Origin of the sequence: Falsiruegeria litorea R37, assembly GCF_900172225.1 — a bacterium.
GTDB classification, from domain to species: domain Bacteria; phylum Pseudomonadota; class Alphaproteobacteria; order Rhodobacterales; family Rhodobacteraceae; genus Falsiruegeria; species Falsiruegeria litorea.
Map to the genome: position 1 here is coordinate 1,929,171 of NZ_FWFO01000001.1, position 23,564 is coordinate 1,952,734.

20 protein-coding genes are annotated in these 23,564 nt (G+C 60.3%); 6 read left to right on the forward strand and 14 right to left on the reverse strand.

Annotated elements, in window-relative coordinates:
• Window positions 1–6: 6 nt before the first annotated feature.
• The 5 genes from TRL7639_RS09480 to hemB form a co-directional block, all read right to left on the reverse strand.
• Window positions 7–942: an NAD(P)H-dependent flavin oxidoreductase gene (locus TRL7639_RS09480; protein WP_165759789.1), complete on the reverse strand. Its 936-nt coding sequence runs from the start codon at window positions 940–942 to the stop codon at window positions 7–9.
• Between the two features lie 300 nt (window positions 943–1,242).
• Window positions 1,243–1,638, reverse strand: coding sequence for an SgcJ/EcaC family oxidoreductase (locus TRL7639_RS09485; RefSeq protein WP_085795449.1), 396 nt, complete (start codon window positions 1,636–1,638; stop codon window positions 1,243–1,245).
• Between the two features lie 49 nt (window positions 1,639–1,687).
• Complete coding sequence (locus tag TRL7639_RS09490; RefSeq protein WP_085795450.1) at window positions 1,688–4,153, reverse strand: penicillin acylase family protein; 2,466 nt, start codon at window positions 4,151–4,153, stop codon at window positions 1,688–1,690.
• A 129-nt stretch (window positions 4,154–4,282) separates the two neighbouring features.
• On the reverse strand, window positions 4,283–4,867 hold the full coding sequence (locus tag TRL7639_RS09495; protein ID WP_085796349.1) for a lipid-binding SYLF domain-containing protein: 585 nt from the start codon (window positions 4,865–4,867) through the stop codon (window positions 4,283–4,285).
• Between the two features lie 142 nt (window positions 4,868–5,009).
• The gene (gene hemB, locus TRL7639_RS09500) at window positions 5,010–6,008 is read right to left on the reverse strand and encodes a porphobilinogen synthase (RefSeq protein WP_085795451.1); all 999 of its coding nucleotides are present in this window, start codon (window positions 6,006–6,008) and stop codon (window positions 5,010–5,012) included.
• A gap of 124 nt (window positions 6,009–6,132) precedes the next feature.
• Between hemB and TRL7639_RS09505 the strand changes: the two genes are divergently transcribed.
• The 3 genes from TRL7639_RS09505 to TRL7639_RS09515 are packed head-to-tail and all read left to right on the forward strand — an operon-like array spanning window position 6,133 to window position 11,224.
• On the forward strand, window positions 6,133–6,657 hold the full coding sequence (locus tag TRL7639_RS09505; protein ID WP_085796350.1) for a component of SufBCD complex: 525 nt from the start codon (window positions 6,133–6,135) through the stop codon (window positions 6,655–6,657).
• A 22-nt stretch (window positions 6,658–6,679) separates the two neighbouring features.
• Complete coding sequence (mfd, locus tag TRL7639_RS09510) at window positions 6,680–10,141, forward strand: transcription-repair coupling factor (protein ID WP_085795452.1); 3,462 nt, start codon at window positions 6,680–6,682, stop codon at window positions 10,139–10,141.
• A 51-nt stretch (window positions 10,142–10,192) separates the two neighbouring features.
• On the forward strand, window positions 10,193–11,224 hold the full coding sequence (locus TRL7639_RS09515; protein WP_085795453.1) for a DUF3616 domain-containing protein: 1,032 nt from the start codon (window positions 10,193–10,195) through the stop codon (window positions 11,222–11,224).
• On the opposite strand, the gene TRL7639_RS09520 is transcribed toward TRL7639_RS09515, so the two are convergent.
• From TRL7639_RS09520 to TRL7639_RS09535, 4 genes are all read right to left on the reverse strand, one after another.
• Window positions 11,225–12,889 (reverse strand): tetratricopeptide repeat protein, encoded by a 1,665-nt coding sequence (locus TRL7639_RS09520; RefSeq protein ID WP_085795454.1) that lies wholly within the window; start codon window positions 12,887–12,889, stop codon window positions 11,225–11,227.
• Between the two features lie 57 nt (window positions 12,890–12,946).
• On the reverse strand, window positions 12,947–14,155 hold the full coding sequence (locus TRL7639_RS09525; RefSeq protein WP_085795455.1) for a multidrug effflux MFS transporter: 1,209 nt from the start codon (window positions 14,153–14,155) through the stop codon (window positions 12,947–12,949).
• An 89-nt stretch (window positions 14,156–14,244) separates the two neighbouring features.
• Window positions 14,245–14,895, reverse strand: a complete 651-nt coding sequence (locus TRL7639_RS09530; protein ID WP_085795456.1) for a DsbA family oxidoreductase — start codon at window positions 14,893–14,895, stop codon at window positions 14,245–14,247.
• A 2-nt stretch (window positions 14,896–14,897) separates the two neighbouring features.
• Complete coding sequence (locus TRL7639_RS09535) at window positions 14,898–16,409, reverse strand: class I adenylate-forming enzyme family protein (RefSeq protein WP_085795457.1); 1,512 nt, start codon at window positions 16,407–16,409, stop codon at window positions 14,898–14,900.
• Window positions 16,410–16,473: 64 nt separating this feature from the next.
• Between TRL7639_RS09535 and TRL7639_RS09540 the strand changes: the two genes are divergently transcribed.
• Window positions 16,474–17,097 (forward strand): helix-turn-helix domain-containing protein, encoded by a 624-nt coding sequence (locus TRL7639_RS09540; RefSeq protein ID WP_085795458.1) that lies wholly within the window; start codon window positions 16,474–16,476, stop codon window positions 17,095–17,097.
• 4 nt (window positions 17,098–17,101) lie between these two features.
• Here the strand turns inward: TRL7639_RS09540 and TRL7639_RS09545 are convergent, their stop codons facing one another.
• From TRL7639_RS09545 to TRL7639_RS09565, 5 genes are all read right to left on the reverse strand, one after another.
• Complete coding sequence (locus TRL7639_RS09545) at window positions 17,102–17,329, reverse strand: hypothetical protein (RefSeq protein ID WP_306417730.1); 228 nt, start codon at window positions 17,327–17,329, stop codon at window positions 17,102–17,104.
• A gap of 174 nt (window positions 17,330–17,503) precedes the next feature.
• Entirely contained in the window at window positions 17,504–18,166 is a 663-nt protein-coding gene (locus tag TRL7639_RS09550) for an aquaporin (RefSeq protein WP_085795459.1), read from the reverse strand.
• Window positions 18,163–18,639, reverse strand: a complete 477-nt coding sequence (locus tag TRL7639_RS09555) for an arsenate reductase ArsC (RefSeq protein WP_085795460.1) — start codon at window positions 18,637–18,639, stop codon at window positions 18,163–18,165. Before TRL7639_RS09555 ends, TRL7639_RS09550 begins: the two co-directional genes overlap by 4 nt.
• Window positions 18,640–18,660: 21 nt before the next feature.
• Window positions 18,661–19,506 (reverse strand): arsenate reductase/protein-tyrosine-phosphatase family protein, encoded by an 846-nt coding sequence (locus tag TRL7639_RS09560; protein ID WP_085795461.1) that lies wholly within the window; start codon window positions 19,504–19,506, stop codon window positions 18,661–18,663.
• A gap of 32 nt (window positions 19,507–19,538) precedes the next feature.
• Window positions 19,539–21,353 (reverse strand): extracellular solute-binding protein, encoded by a 1,815-nt coding sequence (locus TRL7639_RS09565; protein ID WP_085795462.1) that lies wholly within the window; start codon window positions 21,351–21,353, stop codon window positions 19,539–19,541.
• Between the two features lie 330 nt (window positions 21,354–21,683).
• Between TRL7639_RS09565 and TRL7639_RS09570 the strand changes: the two genes are divergently transcribed.
• Together TRL7639_RS09570 and TRL7639_RS09575 are read left to right on the forward strand one after the other, a co-directional pair.
• Window positions 21,684–22,457, forward strand: a complete 774-nt coding sequence (locus tag TRL7639_RS09570) for a 3-hydroxybutyrate dehydrogenase (protein ID WP_085796352.1) — start codon at window positions 21,684–21,686, stop codon at window positions 22,455–22,457.
• A gap of 74 nt (window positions 22,458–22,531) precedes the next feature.
• On the forward strand, window positions 22,532–23,563 hold the full coding sequence (locus tag TRL7639_RS09575) for a patatin-like phospholipase family protein (RefSeq protein ID WP_085795463.1): 1,032 nt from the start codon (window positions 22,532–22,534) through the stop codon (window positions 23,561–23,563).
• Window position 23,564: the final 1 nt, after the last annotated feature.

Sequence of the window (23,564 nt, forward strand, 5' to 3'; positions counted from 1 at the left end):
GCGGGTTTAAAGAATGGACCGCCCGTTGTTGAGGGCGGTCTCTGCATCCCGGTAAATTTCGTCGACAATCTCGGCTGCGCTCATGACCTGTCGTACCTGAGCAACCCCTTGACCAGACCAGAGCGACATGGCGTCTACATCTCCGGTGGTGCCGGTAATCGGCGTATAGCTTTGATAGCGCTCAACAGGGTCGCCGTTTGGTCGATGGCCGATGATTTGTCCCTCGTTTGGTCGTTGGCCCGGCTTAGGTGCTCCGGTCCTGTGCCATCCTTGGGAAGTTGCGTTTTTCAGCGCGCGGTGCGGGGCGTCGGGCCATGAGACATCGTAGAGCTCATAATACCATTCGGTCTGGTCTTCGGGCGCGTCAAGAATGCGCTGACGATAGGTGTCATGGATCGTGGCCTCGTAACTGGCGAGAAATCGCGTGCCGACCCAGACGCCGGAGGCGCCCAGCATAAGAGCTGCAGCCATCGCGCGCCCGTCTGCGATCCCACCTGCTGCGATGACAGGAATGTTGACGGTATCCACCACAGCCGGGATCAGGGCCATGGTCGAAACCTGTCCCCAAACATGGCCGCCGGCCTCCCAGCCTTGCGCAACAATCACGTCGGCGCCTGCTTGTTCGGCCGCTTGGGCCTCAGCCGCGTTTCCGACACTGTAGAGCACGTTCAATCCGGCAGATTTCGCCATGTCGATGGCTTCGCGCTCTATCCCCCAGAACAGCGAAACGGCATGGACCTTGTGGTCGATGCAGATCTGCAGTTGGTCCTTGTAGGGATTGGCGACGTTGATATTCACTGCAAAATTGCGATCGCTCAGCGATTGGGTGCGAGCCAGATCGGCCTCGAACGCCTCAATCGGTTTATGCCACAGCGGCAGAACACCATAGCCGCCTGCGTCACATACAGCAGCGACCATTTCAGGTCCCGCTGCCCCTGCCATAGGCGCTGAAAGGATGGGTTTGTCGATATTGAAGAGGGAACAGAGGTCTGAGGTCATATCTTGTTAGGGGCCTTCGCTCGTGGAATGGGGGCGGTGATGTCGTCAAAGGGATCGGAGTTCGAGCGGCAGGCAAGCGCTCCCGCCCGTCGTCGATGTTTCTGGCGAAACACCTCCTCCCGTTGGGCCGGGCGCCGGGCGATGCCCGGCGCTACGCCCAGGACCGCTAGCGGAACCGACAAGTGTAAGGATTGCTCGGGCACGATATCTGCGCCTGAGCCCCGAAATCTCTCCCGGCGGTTGTCAGGCGCCGTCAATCTGGCGCTGATAGTCGTCGGCGTCGAACCAACCTCTGGAAGATTTGACCTTCATCTCCTCGTCCAGCTCCCATTCTTCCCAACCGCCTGCCACCACATGGTTCTTGGTCTCGGCGTGGTGCCCTTCGAGTGTCCAAATGAACACCGCATGCGATCCGGCCTTGCGCATCAGATCGCAGCGTACTTCGAGGTCGGGAAATTCGGCATAAAACCCGGCCGCCATTTCCGCAACCGCTGCGCGGCCCTTGATCACGTCGCCCCGGTTGATCGAAATCTCGCCGTCTTCAGCATAAAAGGATGCCACGGCCTCAGGCTCGCCCGAGCTCCAGGCTATCGCATAGTCCCGCGCCAGTTGTTGCAGTATGTCTTGCGCAGTTGCCATGTGTCTCTCTCCCGTTTCAGGAAGCCTACGCGAAAGACGGGCTTTGCGTCTATGGCGCAGGTTGCAGGACTGTCACCCCAACGGCGGCGGCCCGCGCAAGCTCGGTGTCAAGCGACATCGGAATGTATTCGCCGCGTCGCCACAACTGCGCCATGTCGTCATAGTGGCGCGACAGGAAATGGCCCGATTGCCCGGTCGACGTGATAAAGACCGAACTGTCGGGATCGGCAAAGTCATAGACCCCGCGATAGCCAGCACCGTGTACGTTATAGAAAGGGTTCGGGTCCTCGCCCGAGGTACGACCCCGTTGCAGTGTGTTGTCCCCACCGCTGGTGGATTGACGGATGTTCACAAAGAACCGCAACACAGGCACCTTGCCCAGGGTCGGATGATCATGGGTGGCCTGATGTGCATCGCCCCAACGCAAGGACTCTAGCGCGGAACCATAGCGTTCCTCGATCCAGACAAGCGCGTCGTCCAGCGCCAGTCGCGCCATTTCAGTACAGCTTTCGGTGGGGGCGCTTTGGCGCACGTCGCACCAGGCCGACGCGCCGTCGACGTTGCGATAAACCCTCTCGATGAACAGCGGCTCCACATGTTTGAACTCCTTGGCCAAGGGGCCAAGTTCGTCCGTGATCAGGCGTTTTTGCAACGCTCGAAGCCAGGCGGCATAGATCAGGGGTTCGGGCAGATGCTCGTTCATTTCGCCATTCCATTCCGCCAGCAAAGACAGGGCGATCTGGCGTTGGCGTTCCGGCGTGCCTTCGGGGGCGGCCTGCCCAGTGAACCACAGATCAGCCCCGATAAGCGGCAGCAAAGTGCGGGCGGTGGGGCTGACGGGGTCCAGCTGCGCCTCGATAAAGCTGTCGCGGGTGTGAACTTGGCGCGATTGCATCAGTCGCTGCCAGCGGTTCACGCGCTGCGTGTCGCCCCAGATGTACGAGACGTGATTGGGAAAGGGGCGTTCGACCAGTTTGTTGTTGGTATTGCCCAGCAGTCCGCCTCGTGGGTTGACGAACTGCGGGTTGGCGGCATAGGGCGCGCGTCCCAGCCACCGGTTTTCCACACGCCAGCCTTGCGAGGGCAGGCGGCCTTTGCTCTGGTGGCGCGGGTCACGGCGCGGAACAGCGCCGATCATCTTGAGGCCCACGGTCTCTTGGTCCGCGACGGTCAGGTTCAGAGACGGGGCCACAAACCCTTCGGCCGCACGGATCGCCTCGCGCACAGTGCCTGACCGCATCAGTTCCATCGACGCGGAAAGCGAGCTGTCGCGGGGGCTCAGGGCCGTCCAGCCGAGCGAGACCACATGTCCCGGAGGGGTCACCGTGGCCAGATCGTACATGCTGCCGGGCAGGACGGGCCCGTTTTCAGTCCAGCGCAGGGTCAATGTGATGGGTGCGGCGCCCTTGATCTCGATGATCGAGGGGCGGGTTTCTAAAGACTTGAACCCGTCCGGGGTCAGGTACTGTTCCGGATTTTGCGGGTTGAGCTGTTCGATAAAGAGATCCTGATCATCGGCATAGGAAGCGGTTAGGCCCCAACCCATGCGATTGCTGCGCCCGATCAGGATCGAAGGCACGCCGGGGATGCCGGCCCCAATGAGGCCGCCTTCCTGCAACTCCAACCTTGCCAGATACCAGGTCGAGGGCGCAGCGAATCCCAGATGCGGATCATTGGCCAGCAGCGTCCCACCCGAAGCCGAGCGTGATGGGTCTGCGGCCCAGGCGTTTGATGCCCCCGCCAGGCCGCGCTTTGGAAAGGGCGACAGGGGCGAAGTCGGCATGGGGACGCCTTCGGCATAGCGCGGAAGATTGGGGAACAGGCTCGCGTATTCGGGCAGGGCCGCGACACCGGTGCCCGGGATATCGGGCAGGATGTCCCGCAAGCGTTCGGGGGTGTTCAACATCAACGAGGTACGGGCGCGCAGAACTTCGTCTTCAAGATGACCGGTCAGTTGCAGCGCCATAAGCTTGATGATCGCCAGGCTGTCACCGGGTTGCCACGGTGCGATGGGAGCGTTGAACAGGAACATCTCGGGTGCACCGCGTCCCAGAGCCTGGTCGTTGATTTCGGCGAGACGCGCGTTGACCCCGGCTGCATAGGCGCGCAGTGCGGACTTGGTGTAATCGTCCTGTGCTTCGACCGATTGCAAAGCCAACGTGTACAAGTCCAACCGTCGCATCAAACGGTCGATGCGCACGGTGCGTTCGCCAAAGACCTCGGACAGGCGTCCCTGGGCTGTGCGCCGAAAGATCGTCATCTGCCACAGGCGGTCCTGGGCGTGCGCATAGCCCATGCCAAAGAAGACGTCAGGATCAGTCTGGCCAAAGATATGTGGGACGTTGGCGTTGTCGCGAACGATCTCGACTGGGGCGGTCAGGCCCCGAACCTCGACCGTTTGATCGTATTCGGGAAGGGACTGGCTGGCTAGGAAATAGACCAGAACAACCCCGGCGACGACAAGGCCGATCAGACCGGCAGCGATGCGCAGAAGCCAACGAAACAGAAGAGCCATGAACGTCCCGTACTTTCAAGGTGGGTGTCGATACGGAAAGCACCCTAAATCATGGTGCAGACAGGGAAAAGGCCTGCCGTGACAGCAGGCCTTTGCAAATCTCATGCAAGTGGCGTCGCCACGGCCTTATCAAGGGATGATGCGGGTGTATTTGGTGCCTTCGAGCGTTGCACCGACGCGCAGGCCCGCCCGGCCAAAGACCGCTGCCAGAACTGGCGAGCGCAGCGTGTTGGTGTCAGCAGCCAACGAGTCGCCCTGATCGCTGACGACATATTCAAGGTCAGCGCCCGCAGACCAACCACTGGACTGGCGAAACTCGTTCAACGCGTCCTGGGTCATGAAGAATAGAACGTGGGCATATTGTTGTGCGCCGATCTGGAAACCTGCGCTGCCTTTGATGGCCGAGTAGTAATCGACAGTTACGCCATTGATGCGCAGCGCGCCTTGGCCATACCCACCGCCGAACACGAAACCGGCCTCGGTCAGCAGCGGCATCACCAACATCCCGGCTGCCTTGTTGGCGATTTCAACGGTGTTGGGGAACTGGCTGTACATTTCGTTCAGCGTCGAATTCACGCGGGCGTCGATCGTCGCTGCGTTGTTGTTGCCAACGCCGTTGCCGCAAGCGGCGGTGACGGTCAGCCCGGCCAGGCCAAAGCCGAAACCGCGACGCGAAACGCGCGAGGTCGCGCGGGTTGTGATGGAACTGCTCATGATGTTTTCTCTGTATTCGTGCCTGATCAAGCCGGTTTTTTTCCGGTCTTGGGGCGACTTTACGCCGATAAAGACGTCCTGTCACGGGGGCAGGACGTTTCTTCGGCGGGTTGTCGCCATGAATTTTGCGTCAGATTGACCCTTACCCTTGCAAAATCTTGGCCACCGCAGGTGCAAAATAGGTCAGCACCCCGTCACAGCCTGCACGTTTGAACGCCATGAGGCTTTCCAGCATGACCTTTTCGCCGTCGATCCAGCCGTTTTGCGCGGCAGCCTGGACCATCGCGTATTCGCCAGAGACTTGATAGGCGTAGGTCGGCACGCCAAAGCCGTCTTTCACGCGGCGGCAGATGTCCAGGTAGGGCATGCCGGGTTTCACCATGACCATATCCGCACCCTCGGTCAGATCGCGTTCGATCATGCGCAGCGCCTCATTCCCGTTGGCCGGGTCCATCTGATACGTCTTCTTGTCCCCCGTCAAAGCGCCCGAAGCCCCGACTGCATCGCGGAAGGGCCCGTAAAAGGCACTGGCGTATTTGGCCGCATAACTCAGGATCATCACGTTGTGATGCCCCGCACCTTCAAGCGCCTGCCGCATCGCACCGATCCGTCCGTCCATCATGTCCGACGGTCCGATAATATCTGCGCCCGCATCTGCCTGCGCCAGGGTCATTTTGACCAGGGCTTCGATCGTGCGGTCGTTCACGATCTCGCCATTTTCGACATATCCATCGTGCCCGTTGATGTTGTAGGGATCCAAAGCCACATCCGTCATCACCGCAATATCAGGCGCGGCCGCCTTGATCGCGCGAATGGCGCGATTGGACAGGTTGTCGGGGTTCCAGGCCTCGGCGCAATCCTCGGTCTTCAGGCTGGCGTCGGTGTAGGGAAAGATGCAGATCGCCGGAATGCCAAGCGCCTGCGCCTCGACCGCCGCCTTTGCGATCAGGTCGACCGAGCGCCGGACAACGCCAGGCATCGACGGCACCGGCTCTTCGATGCCTTCGCCGTCGCGGACAAAGACGGGCCAGATCATGTCATTGACGGTCAACACGTTTTCACGCACGAGGCCGCGGATGCCCTCGGATTGGCGGGTTCTGCGGGCGCGGGCTGCCGGATAGGGGGCAATCGTCGGTTTCATGGCGCGGACTCCTTGCACAATTGCCCATTGGGTGGCATGGAATTGGTTCGGTCTTCAAGAGTACCAATGGCCGCGTTCGACCGGTACCAAGCAAACAATGACCGCGAGCAGAGGGGCAGAAGGTTTGAATTGGTATTCCTCGATTTTCGAGCTGATCGACATGCGGAGTTTTTCGAACCTGTGGTTCTGGATCGCTTTGGCTGTGGTCTGGTCCTCAGCCAGTCACTGGGTTTTGGGCGTTCCTTTTGACATGGTGATCCGCGCGCGGCGCGTGGGTGGTCAGGCCGTGGTCGATTTGCAGGACATCACCCGAGTAAACGTCAATCGCATTCTTTATGTGACCGACGTATCGGGCATCTGGATTTTGGGGTTCGTCTGTTTTTTGCTGTCCACGCTGTTGGTGCTGGGGTTCTACTATTGGGTCGAATTTGCGCAGGCGTTGTTCCTGATCGGCTTTCCCATGTCGCTTGTGGGCCTGATCAACCTGTCGACCGCACGCCGCATCCGCCGCGAAGACTTGCAGGGTGCCGATCTGTCCAAGCGGTTGACGCGATGCCGGATCTACACCCAGATCATCGGCATGATTTCGATTTTCGTGACTGCGCTATTTGGAATGTATCAGAACCTCTCCATCGGCGTTCTGGGGTGATCCGCATCAGGGGTCTAAGGCGATGACAGCACAGAACCATATCACCGTAGGCGGGGCGCCCGAGGGCTTTGACGCGCAACTGATTCTGAACGAAGTGGCGCGCAGCAGTGGTCCCGTTCTGCACGTCGCGCGCGACGACAAGCGGATGGAAGCGACCCGCGCCGCGCTGTCATTCTTTGCCCCTGACATGCCGGTCTTTGTGTTTCCGGGCTGGGACTGCCTTCCTTACGACCGGGTGTCACCCAATGCTGATATCTCGGCGGCACGGATGGCGACATTGGCCGCCTTGGTGCACCAGATGCCTGAGCGGTTTGTGTTGCTTACCACGCTCAACGCCGCGACACAGCGGGTGCCTGCGCGCGAGGTGTTGCGCGAGGCGGCCTTTACCGCGCGGGTGAATTATCAGGTAGACGAAGAAGCGCTGCGCAATTTCCTGGTGCGCATGGGATTCAGCCAAAGCCCCACGGTGATGGAACCCGGCGACTATGCCATTCGCGGCGGTATCATCGACATCTTCCCACCGGGCGAAGGTGGCCCGGTGCGGCTCGATCTGTTTGGCGATGTTCTGGACGGTGCGCGCCGTTTTGATCCGGTCAGCCAGCGGACCACCGAAAAGCTGGAGATCATTGAACTGGCCCCGGTGAGCGAGGTCATTCTGGATGACGCCGCGATCACCCGGTTCCGTCAGAACTATCGTATCGAATTTGGCGCCGCTGGCACCGACGATCCGCTTTATGAGGCGGTCAGCGCTGGCCGCAAGCATCAGGGCATCGAGCATTGGTTGCCCTTCTTCCATGAAAAGCTGGAAACGCTGTTTGATTACCTGCCGCAGGCGTCGATCACGTTGGACGACCAGCTGACGCCTGCGCGTCTGGCCCGCTGGGACAGCATCGCCGATCAGTATGAGACGCGCCAACATGCGCTGCAGACCAAGTCACGGATGGACAGCGTCTATAAACCGACACCACCGGGTCTGCTTTATCTGGATGATGGTGCTTGGGAACAGGTGGTTGCTGACCGCCGCGTGCTGCAGTTCAATCCGTTGCCTCAAGCCTCTGGGCCTGGTGTGATCGATGCGGGCGGGCGCATCGGGCGCAATTTCTCGCCCGAGCGGCAACAGGAAAACATCAGCCTGTTCGGGGCCTTGGCCGATCACATCAAGGCCCGCATGGCCGAGGGACCCGTTGTCGTCGCCTCCTACTCCGAAGGCGCGCGCGAACGTCTTACGGGGCTGATCGAAGATGAAGGTCTGGCCGAAGCGATCCCGATCATGGATGGCACACGCATCGGCAAGCGCGGTCTGCATCTGGCGGTCTGGGCGTTGGAGCACGGCTTCACCACACCCGATGTGACGGTGATTGCCGAACAGGACGTTCTGGGCGACCGGTTGATCCGCGCGCCTAAAAAGCGACGCAAGGCCGAGAACTTCCTGACCGAAACGCAGTCGCTGTCGCCCGGTGATCTGGTGGTGCATGTCGATCATGGTATCGGCCGCTACAAGGGGCTCGAGGTGATTACGGCGGCCGGTGCGGCGCATGAATGCATCCTGCTGGAGTATGCCGAACAGGCGAAGCTGTATCTGCCGGTCGAAAACATCGAACTGCTGTCGAAATACGGCCATGACGAGGGGCTGCTCGACAAATTGGGCGGTGGGGCATGGCAGGCGAAGAAAGCCAAGCTCAAGGAACGCATCCGCGAGATGGCCGACCGGCTTATCCGCATTGCTGCCGAACGGGCCTTGCGCAAAGCGCCCATCATGGATCCGCCGCCGCATGCCTGGGAGGAGTTCAGCGCCCGCTTCCCGTATCAGGAAACAGACGACCAGCTGCGCGCCATTGGCGAGGTGATGGACGACATGCATTCCGGCCAGCCAATGGACCGGCTGATCTGCGGCGACGTGGGCTTTGGTAAGACCGAGGTGGCGATGCGCGCCGCTTTTGTGGCCGCCATGTCCGGCGTTCAGGTGGCGGTTGTGGCGCCCACGACTCTGCTCGCGCGTCAACACGCCGCCAGCTTTGCCGAACGCTTCAGGGGGTTCCCGCTGGAAGTGCGCCAGCTCAGCCGCTTTGTTACCGGCAAAGAGGCGCAGCAAACTCGCGATGGCATGGCGCGCGGCACGGTGGACATTGTCGTGGGCACCCATGCGCTGCTGGCAAAGGGCGTGCGGTTCAACAACCTTGGGCTTTTGATTATCGACGAAGAGCAGCATTTCGGTGTGGCGCACAAAGAGCGCCTGAAACAGCTGCGCAGTGACATCCACGTGCTGACCTTGACCGCAACCCCAATCCCGCGCACCCTGCAGCTGTCGCTGACCGGTGTACGCGATCTGTCGATCATCGGCACGCCGCCGGTCGACCGTTTGGCCATCCGCACCTATGTGAGCGAGTTCGACGCCGTTACCGTCCGCGAGGCACTGCTGCGGGAACATTACCGAGGCGGGCAGAGCTTTTATGTCGTGCCGCGCATCAGTGATCTGCCCGACATCGAGGCGTTCTTGAAGGAACAATTGCCAGAGCTGACCTATATGGTCGCGCACGGTCAGATGGCGGCTGGTGAGCTGGATGAACGGATGAACGCCTTTTACGACGGCAAGTATGATGTGCTGCTGGCCACCACCATCGTCGAAAGCGGGTTGGACATTCCAACGGCCAACACGATGGTCGTGCATCGCGCTGATATGTTCGGCCTTGCGCAGCTCTATCAGATCCGGGGCCGAGTGGGCCGATCGAAAACCCGCGCCTATGCTTATCTGACCACCAAGCCGCGGATGAAACTGACGCCCGCGGCAGAGAAACGCCTGCGGGTTCTGGGCTCGCTCGACACGCTTGGGGCAGGGTTCACGCTGGCCAGCCAAGACCTGGACATTCGCGGGGCCGGCAACCTGCTGGGCGAAGAGCAATCCGGCCAGATGCGCGATGTGGGGTATGAACTCTATCAGTCGATGCTGGAAGAGGCGATTGCCAAGATCAAGGCCGGCGAGATGGAGGGGCTGTCGGACAGCGACGACCAATGGGCGCCGCAGATCAATCTGGGCGTGCCGGTGCTGATTCCCGACGACTATGTTCCTGATCTGGACGTGCGACTTGGGCTGTATCGCCGCCTTTCGTCGCTTACGACCAAGGTCGAGCTGGAAGGGTTCGCCGCCGAGCTGATCGACCGCTTCGGCAAGCTGCCGAAAGAGGTCAACACGCTGCTGCTGGTGGTGCGTATCAAGGCGATGTGCAAACGCGCGGGCATTTCCAAACTCGATGGCGGCCCAAAGGGCGCGACGATCCAGTTCCACAACGACAAATACGGCTCGCCCCAAGGGCTGGTGGAATTCATCCAAGGTCAAAACGGGCTGGCCAAGGTCAAGGACAACAAGATCGTTGTGCGTCGGGATTGGAAAAGGGACAGCGACAAGATCAAAGGTGCTTTTGCCATTGCGCGCGACCTGGCCGAAAAGCTGATCGCCGAGAAGAAAAAAGCCAAAGCAAAGAGCTGATTTGCAACGGTTTTTGTGCTAACCTCGATCACGGTTGTTTAGGTGATTGATATGCGCTTGGGTTCGTTCTCATTGGTGTTTGCACTGACTTTGCCGTCCTTCGGGCTCTCGGATTCGGGGCAGTCTTTGGACGTGCGCGGTCAATTCGATGAATATGCCAAAGATGATCCAAAACCCTTCGCAGCCCAGAACCTGAGCGCGGCGCATTGCCGGCCAGAGGGGCTCTGTTACACCGCTTCGGACGAAGTGCGGTTTATCCAGAGCTTCCGGGTTGATGGGGAAGAGATTGAAACCGGTGGACGGCTCTATCTGTGGGACACTCCCCAAGGGCGCGATGCGGATGAGTTGGATGTCGAAGGGATCGCTTCGGTCAATGGTCATCTGATCGCGGTCGGCTCGCACTCGGTGTCACGGCAAAAATGCAAGGTTCGCGAGCACAACGAACAGATCTATATCGGTTCGCCTCACGGGGTGGGCACGCAAACGCCCTTGACGGCGCAGCCGATTTCTCTGCGACCAGCCTTTGCGAAATTCGATGTACTGCGCGGGGCTTTTCATCAACCATTACAACAAAATGGCCTGAACATCGAAGGTGTGGCCGCGATCGGGGATCAGGTCTTTTTTGGCTTTCGCGCGCCTTATCCTGATGGGGCGGCGGGTGTGTTGATCCTGCAGATCGGTTTTGAAGCGTTGCTGGCGCAAGATTGGGACGCAGCGGAATTGCATCGCGTGGCCTTGAGCAGTCCGCATGGGGGCCGCGGCATTCGCGGGATGGAGCAGTGGGGCGACAGCCTGCTGTTGTTGGTGGGCGATGCAGGGGCCAAGGCACCCAGGAAAAAGAAGCAGGAAAAGAAATGCGGCGGCGACAGTCCGCATCTGACGGATGACTATGCCATCCACCGTTGGACACCGGGTTCGGACGCGGCCGATCTTGTGTCCCGGATCGAGCCCAAAAAGCGCAAATGGAAGGCCGAGGGGCTGATGCGCGACCCGACCCGCAGCGACGGATCGGTGCTGGTGTTCTTTGACGGGCCAGACAATGGCGGCCCGCGCCGGTTTACCTTTCCTGCCTTGGCGCAGTGATCACGACGCGGCCTGCATTGCAGCCTGCGCGCAGAAGCAGGACGCGGCAACGCTGGTATCGGCCCGTGCCAATGCAAGATCCAGGCGCTGTTTGATCTGAATGATTTCGAAAGCCTCTCCTCGCGCTTTAAGACAGTCGTACAAGCCTTTCAAACTCCACACGTTATCAGGATGAATGCTGGCACGGCTGAGCGATCCGCCCAGGCCCAGATCGGCGCGATAAACCGCTTCGGCCTCGGTCATATGACCCTGTTCGAACAACAGCGCGCCAAGCGCATGCCGCGCAGGCTGCATCCAGCCCCAGGGTTCATCGTAGGGCAGATCATCGTCCAATTCGACCGATCGCCGCAGGTGGCCAAAGGCGGCGTCATAGTTCTCTTTGCGGTACTCGATCTCGCCCCGCAGCATTTCGTGTGCGATTTTAAGCAGATCAATGACCCGGTTGTTGTGCAGCAGCCGGGTTTCAGGCACCCGGTCCTTGGCGGCCAGAAACAGCTGCTCTTCGGCCTCGGCGTTGGCGACCTGGCCGGTTGCTGCATAGGCCACGGCGCGGGCATAGTGAGTGTTGGCGGTCAAGGTACGGAACAGCTCTTGATCCTGGGGAAGCTCCATCTCGATCGCGTCCTGCCAGCGGCCAAAGCGGATCAGGATATGCGGCTTCATGGCCATGTAACTTTCAAAGAAGTCCGCCATCGGCGGGGATGGCACGCGCAGCATATCCTCGGGCACCGTGTCGATCATTCCTTGGACGGCATCCAGGGCGGGCTGCATCTGTCCCAGAAACAAAGCGCCATAGATGATGAAGTGATAGTTGTGCTGGCGATAGCCGGTGTAGATGTTGAACGCGCCTTCGCGCTCGTAGTATTTCAGATCGGCCTCGACCGCCTTTTGGTTCCAATGCACCACATTCTGATAGTGCCCGCACAGCACGTCGATATGGGTGGGCATATGCACCAGATGGCCCGCATCCGGCACCAGTGTGCGAAGCATATCGCCAGCTTTCAAAGCCTTTTCCGGGGTGGGCGACATTTCCATCAGATGGACGTAAAGATGCAGCAAGCCGGGGTGCTCCATAGCGCCGAGATCTTCGCGCATGGCGGTCTCGAGCACCTCTTGTGCCTCCAAAGTCGCGGCACCCTCTGCAGGCAAACCTGACTTTAGATCCCACATCTTCCACGGTGTCAGGTTGAGCAGCGATTCCACGTAGATTGTGCGCAGGTCCAGATGTTCGGGGATAGAGGCAAAGGCCGCGCGCATGGCATCCGCATAGGCGTGATCCCAGGCGTGCATATCCTTGCCCGGCACGCGCTGCGGATAGCGCGCGGGCAGGGCACGGATCAGCTCTTGTTCGGTGCGCGTGCAGCCCTCGATCGAGGCCAAGGCGGCCTGGGTTGCGTCATAAGCCTCGGCCAAGGCATCGGCCTTGCCTTTGTCGTCCAGCAAATCCCACGGCAGGTTGTAATTCGGACCGGCGGCATAGGCGACGCCCCAATGGGCCATGGCGCAGTTTGGGTCATTCTCCAACGCGCGTCGAAAGCAGGCGACAGCCTCTTGGTGGTTATAGCCATAAGTCCAATTCAGGCCGCGATCGAACCAAATTTGCGCCTGGTCGCTGGCCGTTGTGATCGGGCAGCTATAGCGCCCGAGGTCATAATAGTTGCTCATCAAATCTCTCCCCCAAATACGGGGGAGAGTTTAACCGGAAACAGAGGGCGGGACTACCTAGGCGGGCAGTCTATTTTCGACCCGGCCCATGTGAACCATCAGAGCAAAGCCCAGAATGCACATCACCAGAAGCGCCATGGTCAGCGGCACAAGAGAGCCATCGAACAGCAACCCCACGGGCGCGGCAATGGCGGCGGCCAGAATGGTCGAGATGCCACCGATGACCGAGGCCGCCATGCCCGCGATATGGCCCATCGGTTCCATCGCGATGGCTTGCAGGTTGCCAATTGTCATGCCTGCCATGAAAAACACGGTCGACTGCCAGAAGACAAAGAGCGCAAATCCGGTGTTCATCGGCAGGTCCACGCCAGTCAGGGCAACCATGGTGCCCGACAGCACGATCTGCGCGCCAAGGGTCCACGTCACCAGGCGACGCATGCCCACGCGCACCACCAGCATCGCGTTCAGCAAACTGGCACTGCCCGAGATCAGGGCGACAGCGCCAAACCAGAACGGAAAGCTGTCGGCCCGGTCATAGACCACATCATAGACCGGCTGCACCATGGTGAGCATGGTAAACAGGATGCTCAGCGCGAGCGTCTGCACCATGATCGACAAGCGCACCGTGGGATGGCGAAACATCTCTCCAACGGCGGCCATAAGGGTTGGCAGGCGAAAGGGGCGACGCTCGGGCACTGGCAATGTTTCTGGCAGGCGGGTGCTGGTCCAGGCGATGATGACCAAACCAAAAATGGCAAAGGCCGCAAAGATCCCGCGCCAACCGACCAAATAGATGATCCCGACCCCCAGCATCGGCGCAAAGGCCGGAAAGAGGGTAAAGATCATCATGGCAATCGACATAATACGTGCCATTTCGCGGCCCGAATACAGATCGCGCACGATGGCGACGCCGACGATGCGAGGTGCGGCGGCGGCGACGCCTTGTAATACACGCGCAGCCAGAACCAGTTCCAGCGAGCTGGCGGCCCAGGCCAGGCCAGAGGCCAGCACATAGATAGCCGCCCCGATCAAAAGCACGGGCTTGCGGCCAAAGGTGTCTGACAACGGCCCGGTAAAGAAGGTGCCGATCCCCATTCCCAGCACAAATGATGTCAGGATCAGTTGCGCCCGGTTGATGTCACTTGGGCTCAACTCTGTCCCGATCTCGGGTAGGGCCGGCAGCATCGCGTCAATGGAAAACGCGATGGTGGCAAACATCACCGCGATCAGCGCGATGAACTCAACCTTGGATAAACGTTCAGCCATGACGAGACTCCTTACCCATCCGCGCTATCACGCGAACCGGTGCGGGGCCACCCAACAGAAATGCACAGAGGTCTGTGTGAAAATGTGCATCAAGTCTCGATTTGAGACAGGATATCGGCGATCACTTTTTGCCACAACTCGGGGGGGTGCGCCCCGGGCACCGCGTGCTGATTGGCCACGATATAAGTGGGAACCGAGTTCACACCCATTTGACGCGAATGACTGTCACGGTCTTTGATGAGGTCGCGATCCGCATCGGATTTCAACAACTTACGCAGCACAGCTGCGTCCATTCCGATGCCGTCGGCGATATCCGCCAGCACGTCATGATCACCAATGTCGCGGGTGTCGACGAAATAGGCCTGGAACAGTGCATCGACAACCTCAGTCTGCTTGCCTTCGATCCCGGCCCAGTGGATCAGACGATGCGCATCCAGCGTGTTGGGGGTGCGCTGCATCCCTTCGAAATTGATTGTCAGCCCCGCTTTCTCGGCATGCTCCACAACCGGAGCATAGGCGCGCACCGCACCCTCTTTGCCACCAAACTTGCCCTCAAGATAGGCGCGGCGATCCATGCCGCCCTCGGGCATGTCCGGGTTCAGCTGAAAGGGGTGCCATTCGATGACAAAGGGATGGTTCGGCACCGATGCCAGAGCCTTGTCCAGATGGGTTTTACCGATATAGCACCAGGGGCAGATCGGGTCGGACAGGATGTCGAGCTTGACGGTTTTGTCGGTCATGGTCACTGGGCCTTGAAATAAGCGGGCAGGGCGCGGCGCAACAGCTTGCCGTTGCCGCCTGCGGGCAGGGTTTCGAGATGGACAAAGGCACGGGGTTGTTTGTACCGCGCCAGGTTGGCTTCGACATAAGCGCGCAACTCACCCTCGTCCAGCGTTTCGGGGCCGGTATAGAAGGCAGCTATCACAAATGTGTTCTTTTTGACCTCGACCTGTGCAGCGCCCACTTGCGTGATCCGTGGGTGTTTGGCCAGGGCGTCCTCGACTTCGACCGGGGACACGCGATAGCCGCCGGCGTTCATCATGTCGTCGTCGCGCCCCAGATAGGTGATCTGGCTGTCGACCGCCATGGCACCTTGATCGCCAGTCAGGAACCAGTCGCCCTGCATCTTGGCGTCCGCTTCGTCCGGGGCGTTGAGGTAGGTGAGCATCAAGCCCGGATCTGATCTGTGCACGGCAATCGTGCCCTCGTCGCCCTGCGGAACCGGGCCGTCAGGGCCAAGGATCGCGATCTTGCGGCCTGGCTGGGGCTGCCCAAGCGCTTCACCCCGTGACGGATGGGCGGGGCTGGACGAGATGAAGGTCGAGCATTCGGACATTCCATAGGCTTCATAAAGCTCGGTTCCGGTGGCTGATGTCCAGCGCGCGTGCAGTTCGCGGGGCAGCTTTTCTCCGGCACTTAGGCCGTGGCGCAGATGGGGCAGATCGAGGCGATCAGGCGATCCGAGGAACTTGCGATAAACGCCTGGTGCTGCAGCAAAAATAGTCGCCTTATGGGCTTGTAAAAGCGCCGGGATATCGCCCAGATCTGTCCCGGGTTCCGGGATCAGGGCCGTGGCACCAATGGCCCAGGGGTCCATCAGCCCGGTGCCCAGGGTATAGGTCCAGTTGAACGCGCCCGCGTGACATAGGCGGTCGTCGGGTGTCAGCCCGTACCAGCCATCTACCATCATCTGCCGTGCCCAGATCGCCCGGTGCGCATGGGCCACGGCGCGGGGTTTGCCGGATGTGCCAGAGGTATAGACCACATAGGCCATGCGATCCGGATCGCCCCTGGCGTAGTCGGCAGGCGGCAGATCGCGCATGGCGGCCAGTGCGTCGATGTCGATTTGCACCGGGTGATCGGCACAGGCTACATCCGGATCGCGCAGGATGGCGGCGGGCGACAGCTCGTCGATCATCTTTTGCGTCTCAGAGGCCGTCAACTGCGACGAGGTTGGTACCGGAACGATCCCGGCGGCAATGGCACCCAGATACGCCAGCGGGAAATCGACCGTGTTGCCAAGGCGCATGAGAACGATCTGCCCCGGCGCGATCCCTGCCTGCAACAGCCCGCTGGCCGTGCCGCGAATGGCTGCATCCAATGCGCCATAAGTCCAGTCGTCCGAGCCGTCAGGGCACAGAACCGACAGGGCCACCTTGTCAGGTTGCGAAGCGGCATGGCGCATCACATGAGCGGCCAGGTTGAATGGGGTCGGGCAGGGCGTGAACGCCCCCTGGTCAAAGATCGAAAGCATGGCCAATCGCTAGCCCGACGGGCCGCGCGTTGCAAGCAGAGGCTTGGCACCGTATAGAGCACGCATGACTGGCCGAGATCCAAAATCCATCATCCGCATCGCCCGAGATTCAGGCGTCGAGGACACCGCTGAGCCCTTGGACTTGGGCGCGCGCGTGCGCGAATTGCGCAAGGCCCGCGACTGGACGCTGGAACAGGCGGCAACACAGGCGGGGCTTGCACGCTCGACGCTGTCAAAGATCGAAAACGGACAGATGTCGCCCACCTATGATGCGCTGAAAAAGCTGGCCGTCGGTTTGCAGATCTCGGTGCCGCAGCTGTTTACACCGCCCGAGCGGGATCAGATCAACGGGCGCATGGCGGTGACCAAGTTCGGCGATGGCGCTGCTCATGCAACGGCGACCTACGAACATGAGTTGCTGGCCGACACGCTGACGAAAAAGAATATGCTGCCCTATCGTGCCCGCGTCCGCGCGCGCAAGATGGAAGAGTTCGACGGCTGGGTGCGCCACGATGGCGAAGAGTTTCTGTATGTGCTGACAGGTGTCATTCGCCTGTACACCGAGTTCTACGAGCCGGTCGAAATGCGCCGTGGCGACAGCGCCTATTACGACGCCGCCATGGGGCATAACGTGATCTCGGTCAGTGACGAGGATGCGATGATCCTATGGGTCACGTCGCTGGCGTAACCGGTTAATCTGCGATTTCGCGGCCTAGGCTCTCCACAAACAAGAAGTCCTCGAACTCCTCGCGGGCTTCGGTCAGGGTCAGTTGGTGTTTTTCAGCCAGATAAGCCTCGAACCGGGACCGGTCGAGTTTCAAAAACGGCGCGTCGGCCTCGTCGAGCTGCGGAAACCGCGATTTGACGCGCGGAAACGCTTGCGCCCAGTTCTGGGTTAGCTCGGACCAATTCATCATCATTGAGCATTCCTTGAATGAGTGACAGAAACGCTCCTCCCGTTGGTCAGCCTAGAAATGTAACAGCTGTATGATGACTGGGCAAAATGTCGCACGGAAATTAAGCTAGTTGACTAAAAAATAATCGCCCCATGCGTGTGCAGGGGGCGATTGTCGGTTTTGCGATTGACTGTTGGGTCAATCGTTCGTTTCGGCAAACAGCCAGTTCAGCACCACATGGCCAATGAAGACCGCGATGATCTGCATCACGATGAACATCGCGATGTGGCCGGGATAGATGCCCGCGAAGGTGTCCGAAAAGCCACGCGCGATGGTCACGGCGGGGTTCGCAAAGCTGGTCGATGACGTGTACCAATAGGCGCCCGTGATATAGAGTCCGACCAGCGGCGGTACCGCGTCAGGCTTGTGGCGGATGCCGCCAAAGATCACGAACAGCAGGCCAAGCATGGCGATGATTTCCGAAAACCATTGCGCGCCCCCGGTGCGGTGCATGGTGGTCGAGCTCTGCAGGATGCTCTGGTCGAACATGATGTGCGTGGCCCAGACCCCGATGATGCCGCCCGCGATTTGCACGATCACGTAGGGGGCAACCGCGCTCCAGGGATGTTCGCCGCGCAGGGCAAAGGCGAGTGTGACAGCGGGGTTGAAATGCGCGCCTGACACCGGGCCAAGCGTGGTGATGATGGCATAGAGCATGCAGCCCGTGGCGATCGCATTGGCCAGCAGCGCCAGGGCGATGTTCCCGTCCGACAGCGTCTGCGCCATGATGCCCGAGCCGACAACGCCGATCAGGAGAAATGCGGTGCCCAGGAATTCGGCAAACAGCTTGCGGGGGTTCATGTCAGGGTTCCAATGCGCTTGAGCTGCGTCGACAGCTCGGTCTGGTTCATGGTTTCGATGGGCAGTTCCAGCAAGGCGGCGGCGCGCTTGCCCAGGATGTCATAGGCGGTGCGGAATGCCGTGTCCCATTCGGGTTCGGCGGCGGCTGCGGGGTCTTCGACACCCCAATGGGCCCGCACCGGCGCGCCGGGCCACATGGGGCAGGTCTCGTTGGCGGCGGACCCGCAGACGGTGATCACCATGTCCATTTCTGGCGCTTCTTCGGTGCCGAATTCGTCCCAGCTTTTGGAGCGGGCGTTAGAAGTATCGTGACCTTCTTCGCCCAACAGCACGAGCGACTGAGGGTGCACCTTGCCGGATGGCTGAGAGCCGGCGGAAAAGGCGCGGACGCGACCGGCCCCTTCGGTGTTGAAAATTGATTCCAGCAGAATCGAACGCGCGGAATTGCCCGTGCAGAGTACCAGGATGTTCATGTCACACGTCCCATAGGTTTGTTATGCAGGTTCGGACGCATCGATCTGGCGCCCGATGTCGTCAATTTTGTGTTGCAGGCTGATCCGGTCGAGGGTTTCGAACGGCAGGCTGACAAAAGCGGTGATGCGGTTGCGCAAAAGCCCATAAGCCTGTTGGAAAGCCAGATTTCTTTGCGCATCGGACCCCTCGGCCTTGACCGGATCGGGCAGGCCCCAGTGGGCGCTCATTGGCTGACCCGGCCAGGCGGGGCATTCTTCGTTTGCGGCGTGGTCACAAACGGTAAAGACAAAATCCATCTTTGGGGCGTCATCACCATTGAACTCGTCCACCGATTTGGATCGCAGCTGGCCAATGTCGTGACCTTTTGAATCCAAGAGCTCGATCACCTTGGGATGCGGCTGACCCGAGGGCATGGTGCCGGCAGAATAGGCGTTGAACCGGTCCAGCCCTTCGGTGCGCAGGATCGATTCCGCCATCAGCGAGCGGGCAGAGTTTCCGGTGCAGATAAAAAGGGCATTCAACTGGCGTTTAGGGTCCGTCATGATCGGTGTCTCCGGGAGCGTGGTCGGAACGCAAAGATCGGGGCGGCTTTGACAGCAGCCGCCAAGCAGGCCGTCAAACAGCCCCCGAACTTCGCCCAGGTTGGTGGTGTACTGCAACGACGTGCCGGTGCGGGCCTGTTCGATCAGCCCCGCTTTTTTCAGCGCCGACAGATAGACCGACGCCGTATTGGGTTTGAGATCCAACGCTTGCGCGATCTGCCCGGCAGGCACCGCATCAGGGTACCGCCGCATGAGCAGGCGGAACACCTCAAGCCGGTTGGGGTGCGCCAGGGCAGATAGTTTGTCGTGAATCTCTATTTCCATATTTCATGAAATATGGAAATAGAAAGATCAGGTCAATCCTGAAACCACCAGACCTCGGGCATGTAGCTGGGGCCGTCGCCGTAGATCGGGACTGTGTCGGGATATTTGAGCTCTTTGATGTGCGCGATGCGGCCCACATCAAAGCTCCAGATCGGGATGACATAGCGGCCTGCGGTCAGCACCCGGTCCAAAGCGCGGGTGGCGGCGACAAAGTCCTCGCGCGTCTGCGAGTTGAGCATGGCGTCGATCATCGCATCGACTGCGGGGTCATCGATCCCCATCAGGTTGCGGGTGCCCGGCGTGTCGGTAACGGCACTGCCCCAATAGAGCCGCTGTTCATTGCCCGGAGACAGCGACAGCGCGCGGCGGAACGGCGTCATGTCGAAATCCAGCTCGGCCAGTCGACCTGTGTATTGGGCGTTGTCGACTTTGGCCTCGGTCACCTTGATGCCCAGACGGGCAAGCGCCTGGCTGTAGATCTCGGTCACGGTCAGGTTGCCACTGTCGCCCTGACGCATGAGCATGGTGAACTCGAACGGCGCGCCGTTGGCATTGCGCAGTACGCCGTCTTGCACTGTCCATCCTGCCTCGGCCAGCAGCTTGATCGCTTTGCGCAGGTTCTTGCGGTTGCGGCTGCTGCCGTCGCTTTGGGGCAGGGTGTAGCCTTCGATCGTGCCTGCAGGCAGGGTGTCGGCAAAGGGGGTCAGCAGCTCCAGAACACGGCCTTCGGCTGCGCCCGGCAGCATCGCCAGATCGGACCCCGAGAAATAAGATGTGATGCGTGGCTGTGCGCCGCCGGTCATCGTGTCGTTGATGAACTCGAAATTGAACGCCAGCATCATTGCCTCGCGCACGCGCCAGTCCTGAAACAGGGGACGGCGTGTGTTCATCACGAACCCGGTCATGCCCGACGGTTTTTCATGCGGGATCTCGGTCTTGACCATGTCACCCCGTTGGGCGGCGGGGAAGTTGTACTTGATGGCCCAGCTTTCGGCGTTGAATTCGCGGACGGCGCTCAGCTCACCAGCGGTGAAGGCCTCGAACAACACCGCCTGATCGCCGTAAAAGTCGATCCGCATCTCATCCAGGTTGCGGGTGCCACGACGCAGCGGCAGGTCCTTGGCCCAATAGTCGGGGTTGCGCTTGAAACTCACATAGCGCCCGGCCTCATAGTCATCGACCACATAAGCGCCGGTGCCAATGGGGATGTCCTGCAATTTGCCGTCGGCAAAGCTCTTGCCCTCCCACTGTGCCTTTTTCAGGATTGGGCGCAGGCCCGCAACCAGCGCCAGCTCGCGATCCGGGTCCGAAAACGTGAGACGAACAGAGCGCGGTCCGGTCTGTTCGATGCTCGCAATCTTGCCCCACAGCCCGCGATAGCGCAGGTGCCCTTGGGTGCCCAAGGTCTCATACGACCAGATCACATCCTCGACCGTGACCGGGCTTCCGTCCGAGAATCGGGCATTGGCGCGCAGGGTGAATTCGACCCAGGACCTGTCCGGCGCGGTCTCAATCGATTCGGCCAGAAGCCCGTACAATGAGAAAGGTTCGTCCTGTGATCGACCCATCAGCCCTTCGTAGCCCCAGAACCGCATCTGCCAGGGCACGGTGCCTTTCTGAATGAACGGGTTCAGGCTGTCGAAGCCGCCGGTGTTGCCGAACACCACCCGGCCGCCTTTGGGCGCGTCGGGGTTCACGTAAGGGAGAGACACAAAATCCGGTGGGAGAGCGGGCTCTCCATACATAGCTATGCCATGGGCCGATTCTGCGGACGCCATTTCAGCGGCAAAAACGGTTGCGATTCCCGCCAGCATGGGGCGGAAGTATTGGAAAAAAACTGGACGCACTTTGGCAACAATCCTGCTCAGGCCTTATTTTATTAACGTTTAACCTATCTGGGGTTTCGCGTCTTTTCAAACTTTTAGCTTGGACGTTGGGGTGGAATTGCGTATAAAGGTTGCACTGCTCGATAGGTTTCTTGCCTGTATGAAACCTGCCTCAATAACTTAACGCCCGCTTCGTGCGGGCGTTTTTTTTGGTTTCACCACCAGTGTCAAAGGCTGATCCCGAACGGCGCAAGAAGCGGCGGTGTTTTGCCTGTCGGTTTTTCCCCGTTTTCTTTGCACCTGCAGCATGGCAGGGTGCGCGCGACATTTGATCAGCAGGGGAATACCGCCATGTCTCTCAAAGGGAAAACCGCCATCATCACCGGATCGAACTCGGGCATCGGCCTGGGCGTGGCATGGGAGATCGCGCGGTCGGGCGCAAACGTAGTGCTGAACTCTTTCACCGATCGAGACGAGGATCACGCGCTGGCGGCCGAGATCGCCAAGGAGACCGGTGTCGAGGCGCGGTACATCAAGGCGGACATGTCCAAGGGTGACGAGTGCCGCGCGCTGATCGAACAGGCGGGTGTCTGCGACGTGCTGGTGAACAACGCTGGCATTCAGCATGTGGCGCCGATTGACGAATTTCCGGTCGATAAATGGGACGCGATCATCGCGATCAACATGAACTCGGCCTTTCACACAACTGCCGCAGCGCTGCCGATGATGCGCAAAGCGGGCTGGGGCCGGGTGGTTAACATCGCCTCGGCTCATGGCCTGACCGCTTCTCCGTTCAAGGCGGCCTATGTAGCCGCGAAACACGGCGTGGTGGGGATGACCAAGACCGTGGCGTTGGAAACCGCTGAAGAGCCGATCACCTGTAATGCCATTTGTCCCGGCTATGTGCTGACCCCGCTGGTCGAGGCGCAGATCCCCGACACGATGGAGAAATACAACATGGGCCGCGAAGAGGTGATCAAGAAGGTCATGCTCGAGCGTCAACCCTCGCGCGAGTTTGCCACTGTTGAGCAATTGGGCGGCACCGTTGCCTTTCTGTGTTCGGATGCGGCGAAGCAGATCACGGGGACCACGATTTCGGTCGATGGTGGCTGGACCGCGCTTTGATGTGACACGGGGATGGGGGCTCTGCCCCCGTCGCTGCGCGACCCCCCCGGGATATTTGAAGCAAGAGGAAAAACATGGCCGTGAAACGGATCAATCTTGCCCTTCAGGGCGGCGGCGCGCATGGGGCTTTTACCTGGGGCGTGCTGGACCGGCTGCTGGATGAGCAGGATGTTGAGGTGGCGGCAATCACCGGCACATCGGCGGGCGCGCTCAACGGGGCGGCGTTCAAATCGGGCATGGTCAGGGGCGGGCGCGATGGCGCGCGCGAGACGTTGAACTGGCTCTGGGGCAAGATGGGCGCAGTGGGTGACATGCGAATGGCCAATTGGATGCGCGGGTTCGAACCGGCGCAGATGGCGCAGGCCTTGGAGTATTCGCTGCCGTTTTCCATGGCGGACACACTGTCGCGCATGGTGTCGCCCTATGCCTATGGGCCGTTCTATGTGAACCCGTTGAAATCCGTGGTCGATGCCTTTGATTTCGACAACATCTGCGTGGACCAGGGGCCAGAGCTGTTCATCTGTGCCACACGGGTGCGAACCGGCAAGATCCGCATCTTCAAGGGGGCCGAGATCAGCAGCGATGCGATCCTGGCCTCGGCCTGTCTGCCAACCCTGTTCAAGGCGGTCGAGATCGACGATCCCGAAACCGGGCGGCGTGAAGCCTATTGGGATGGTGGCTATACCGGCAACCCGGCTCTGTTTCCGCTGTTCAACACCGGGCTGCCCGATGACGTGGTGGTGGTGAACATCAATCCGCTGGAACGGGACGAACTGCCGGTAACGCCGCAGCAGATCCACAACCGGGTGAACGAGATCAGCTTTAATTCATCATTGCTGCGCGAGTTGCGCGCGATCAACTTTGTCCAGCGGCTGCTGGAGGATGGTACGTTGCAAAAGGGCACGATGAGCCGGGTCCTGGTGCATATGATTGCTGACGACGAACTGATGACCGAACTGTCGGTGGCGACCAAGATGGTGCCGACGCCAATGGTCCTGAACAAGCTCAAACAGGCGGGGCGCGCGGCGGCTGATGGGTTCCTGTCGGCCCACAAAGCGGACCTGGGCGAACGCAGCTCCGTTGATCTGTCAGAAATGTTCGGCTAGC

Coding starts and splice junctions, on each gene's coding strand:
- TRL7639_RS09545 (WP_306417730.1), bottom strand. CDS start 17,329: ATGATGATGAATTGGTCCGAGCTAACCCAGAACTGGGCGCAAGCGTTT.
- TRL7639_RS09550 (WP_085795459.1), bottom strand. CDS start 18,166: ATGAACCCCCGCAAGCTGTTTGCCGAATTCCTGGGCACCGCATTTCTC.
- TRL7639_RS09490 (WP_085795450.1), bottom strand. CDS start 4,153: ATGGCTCTTCTGTTTCGTTGGCTTCTGCGCATCGCTGCCGGTCTGATC.
- TRL7639_RS09540 (WP_085795458.1), top strand. CDS start 16,474: ATGACTGGCCGAGATCCAAAATCCATCATCCGCATCGCCCGAGATTCA.
- TRL7639_RS09570 (WP_085796352.1), top strand. CDS start 21,684: ATGTCTCTCAAAGGGAAAACCGCCATCATCACCGGATCGAACTCGGGC.
- TRL7639_RS09515 (WP_085795453.1), top strand. CDS start 10,193: ATGCGCTTGGGTTCGTTCTCATTGGTGTTTGCACTGACTTTGCCGTCC.
- TRL7639_RS09520 (WP_085795454.1), bottom strand. CDS start 12,889: ATGAGCAACTATTATGACCTCGGGCGCTATAGCTGCCCGATCACAACG.
- TRL7639_RS09535 (WP_085795457.1), bottom strand. CDS start 16,409: ATGCTTTCGATCTTTGACCAGGGGGCGTTCACGCCCTGCCCGACCCCA.
- TRL7639_RS09480 (WP_165759789.1), bottom strand. CDS start 942: ATGGCAGGGGCAGCGGGACCTGAAATGGTCGCTGCTGTATGTGACGCA.
- TRL7639_RS09575 (WP_085795463.1), top strand. CDS start 22,532: ATGGCCGTGAAACGGATCAATCTTGCCCTTCAGGGCGGCGGCGCGCAT.
- mfd (WP_085795452.1), top strand. CDS start 6,680: ATGACAGCACAGAACCATATCACCGTAGGCGGGGCGCCCGAGGGCTTT.
- TRL7639_RS09485 (WP_085795449.1), bottom strand. CDS start 1,638: ATGGCAACTGCGCAAGACATACTGCAACAACTGGCGCGGGACTATGCG.
- TRL7639_RS09560 (WP_085795461.1), bottom strand. CDS start 19,506: ATGGAAATAGAGATTCACGACAAACTATCTGCCCTGGCGCACCCCAAC.
- TRL7639_RS09495 (WP_085796349.1), bottom strand. CDS start 4,867: ATGAGCAGTTCCATCACAACCCGCGCGACCTCGCGCGTTTCGCGTCGC.
- hemB (WP_085795451.1), bottom strand. CDS start 6,008: ATGAAACCGACGATTGCCCCCTATCCGGCAGCCCGCGCCCGCAGAACC.
- TRL7639_RS09555 (WP_085795460.1), bottom strand. CDS start 18,639: ATGAACATCCTGGTACTCTGCACGGGCAATTCCGCGCGTTCGATTCTG.
- TRL7639_RS09530 (WP_085795456.1), bottom strand. CDS start 14,895: ATGACCGACAAAACCGTCAAGCTCGACATCCTGTCCGACCCGATCTGC.
- TRL7639_RS09525 (WP_085795455.1), bottom strand. CDS start 14,155: ATGGCTGAACGTTTATCCAAGGTTGAGTTCATCGCGCTGATCGCGGTG.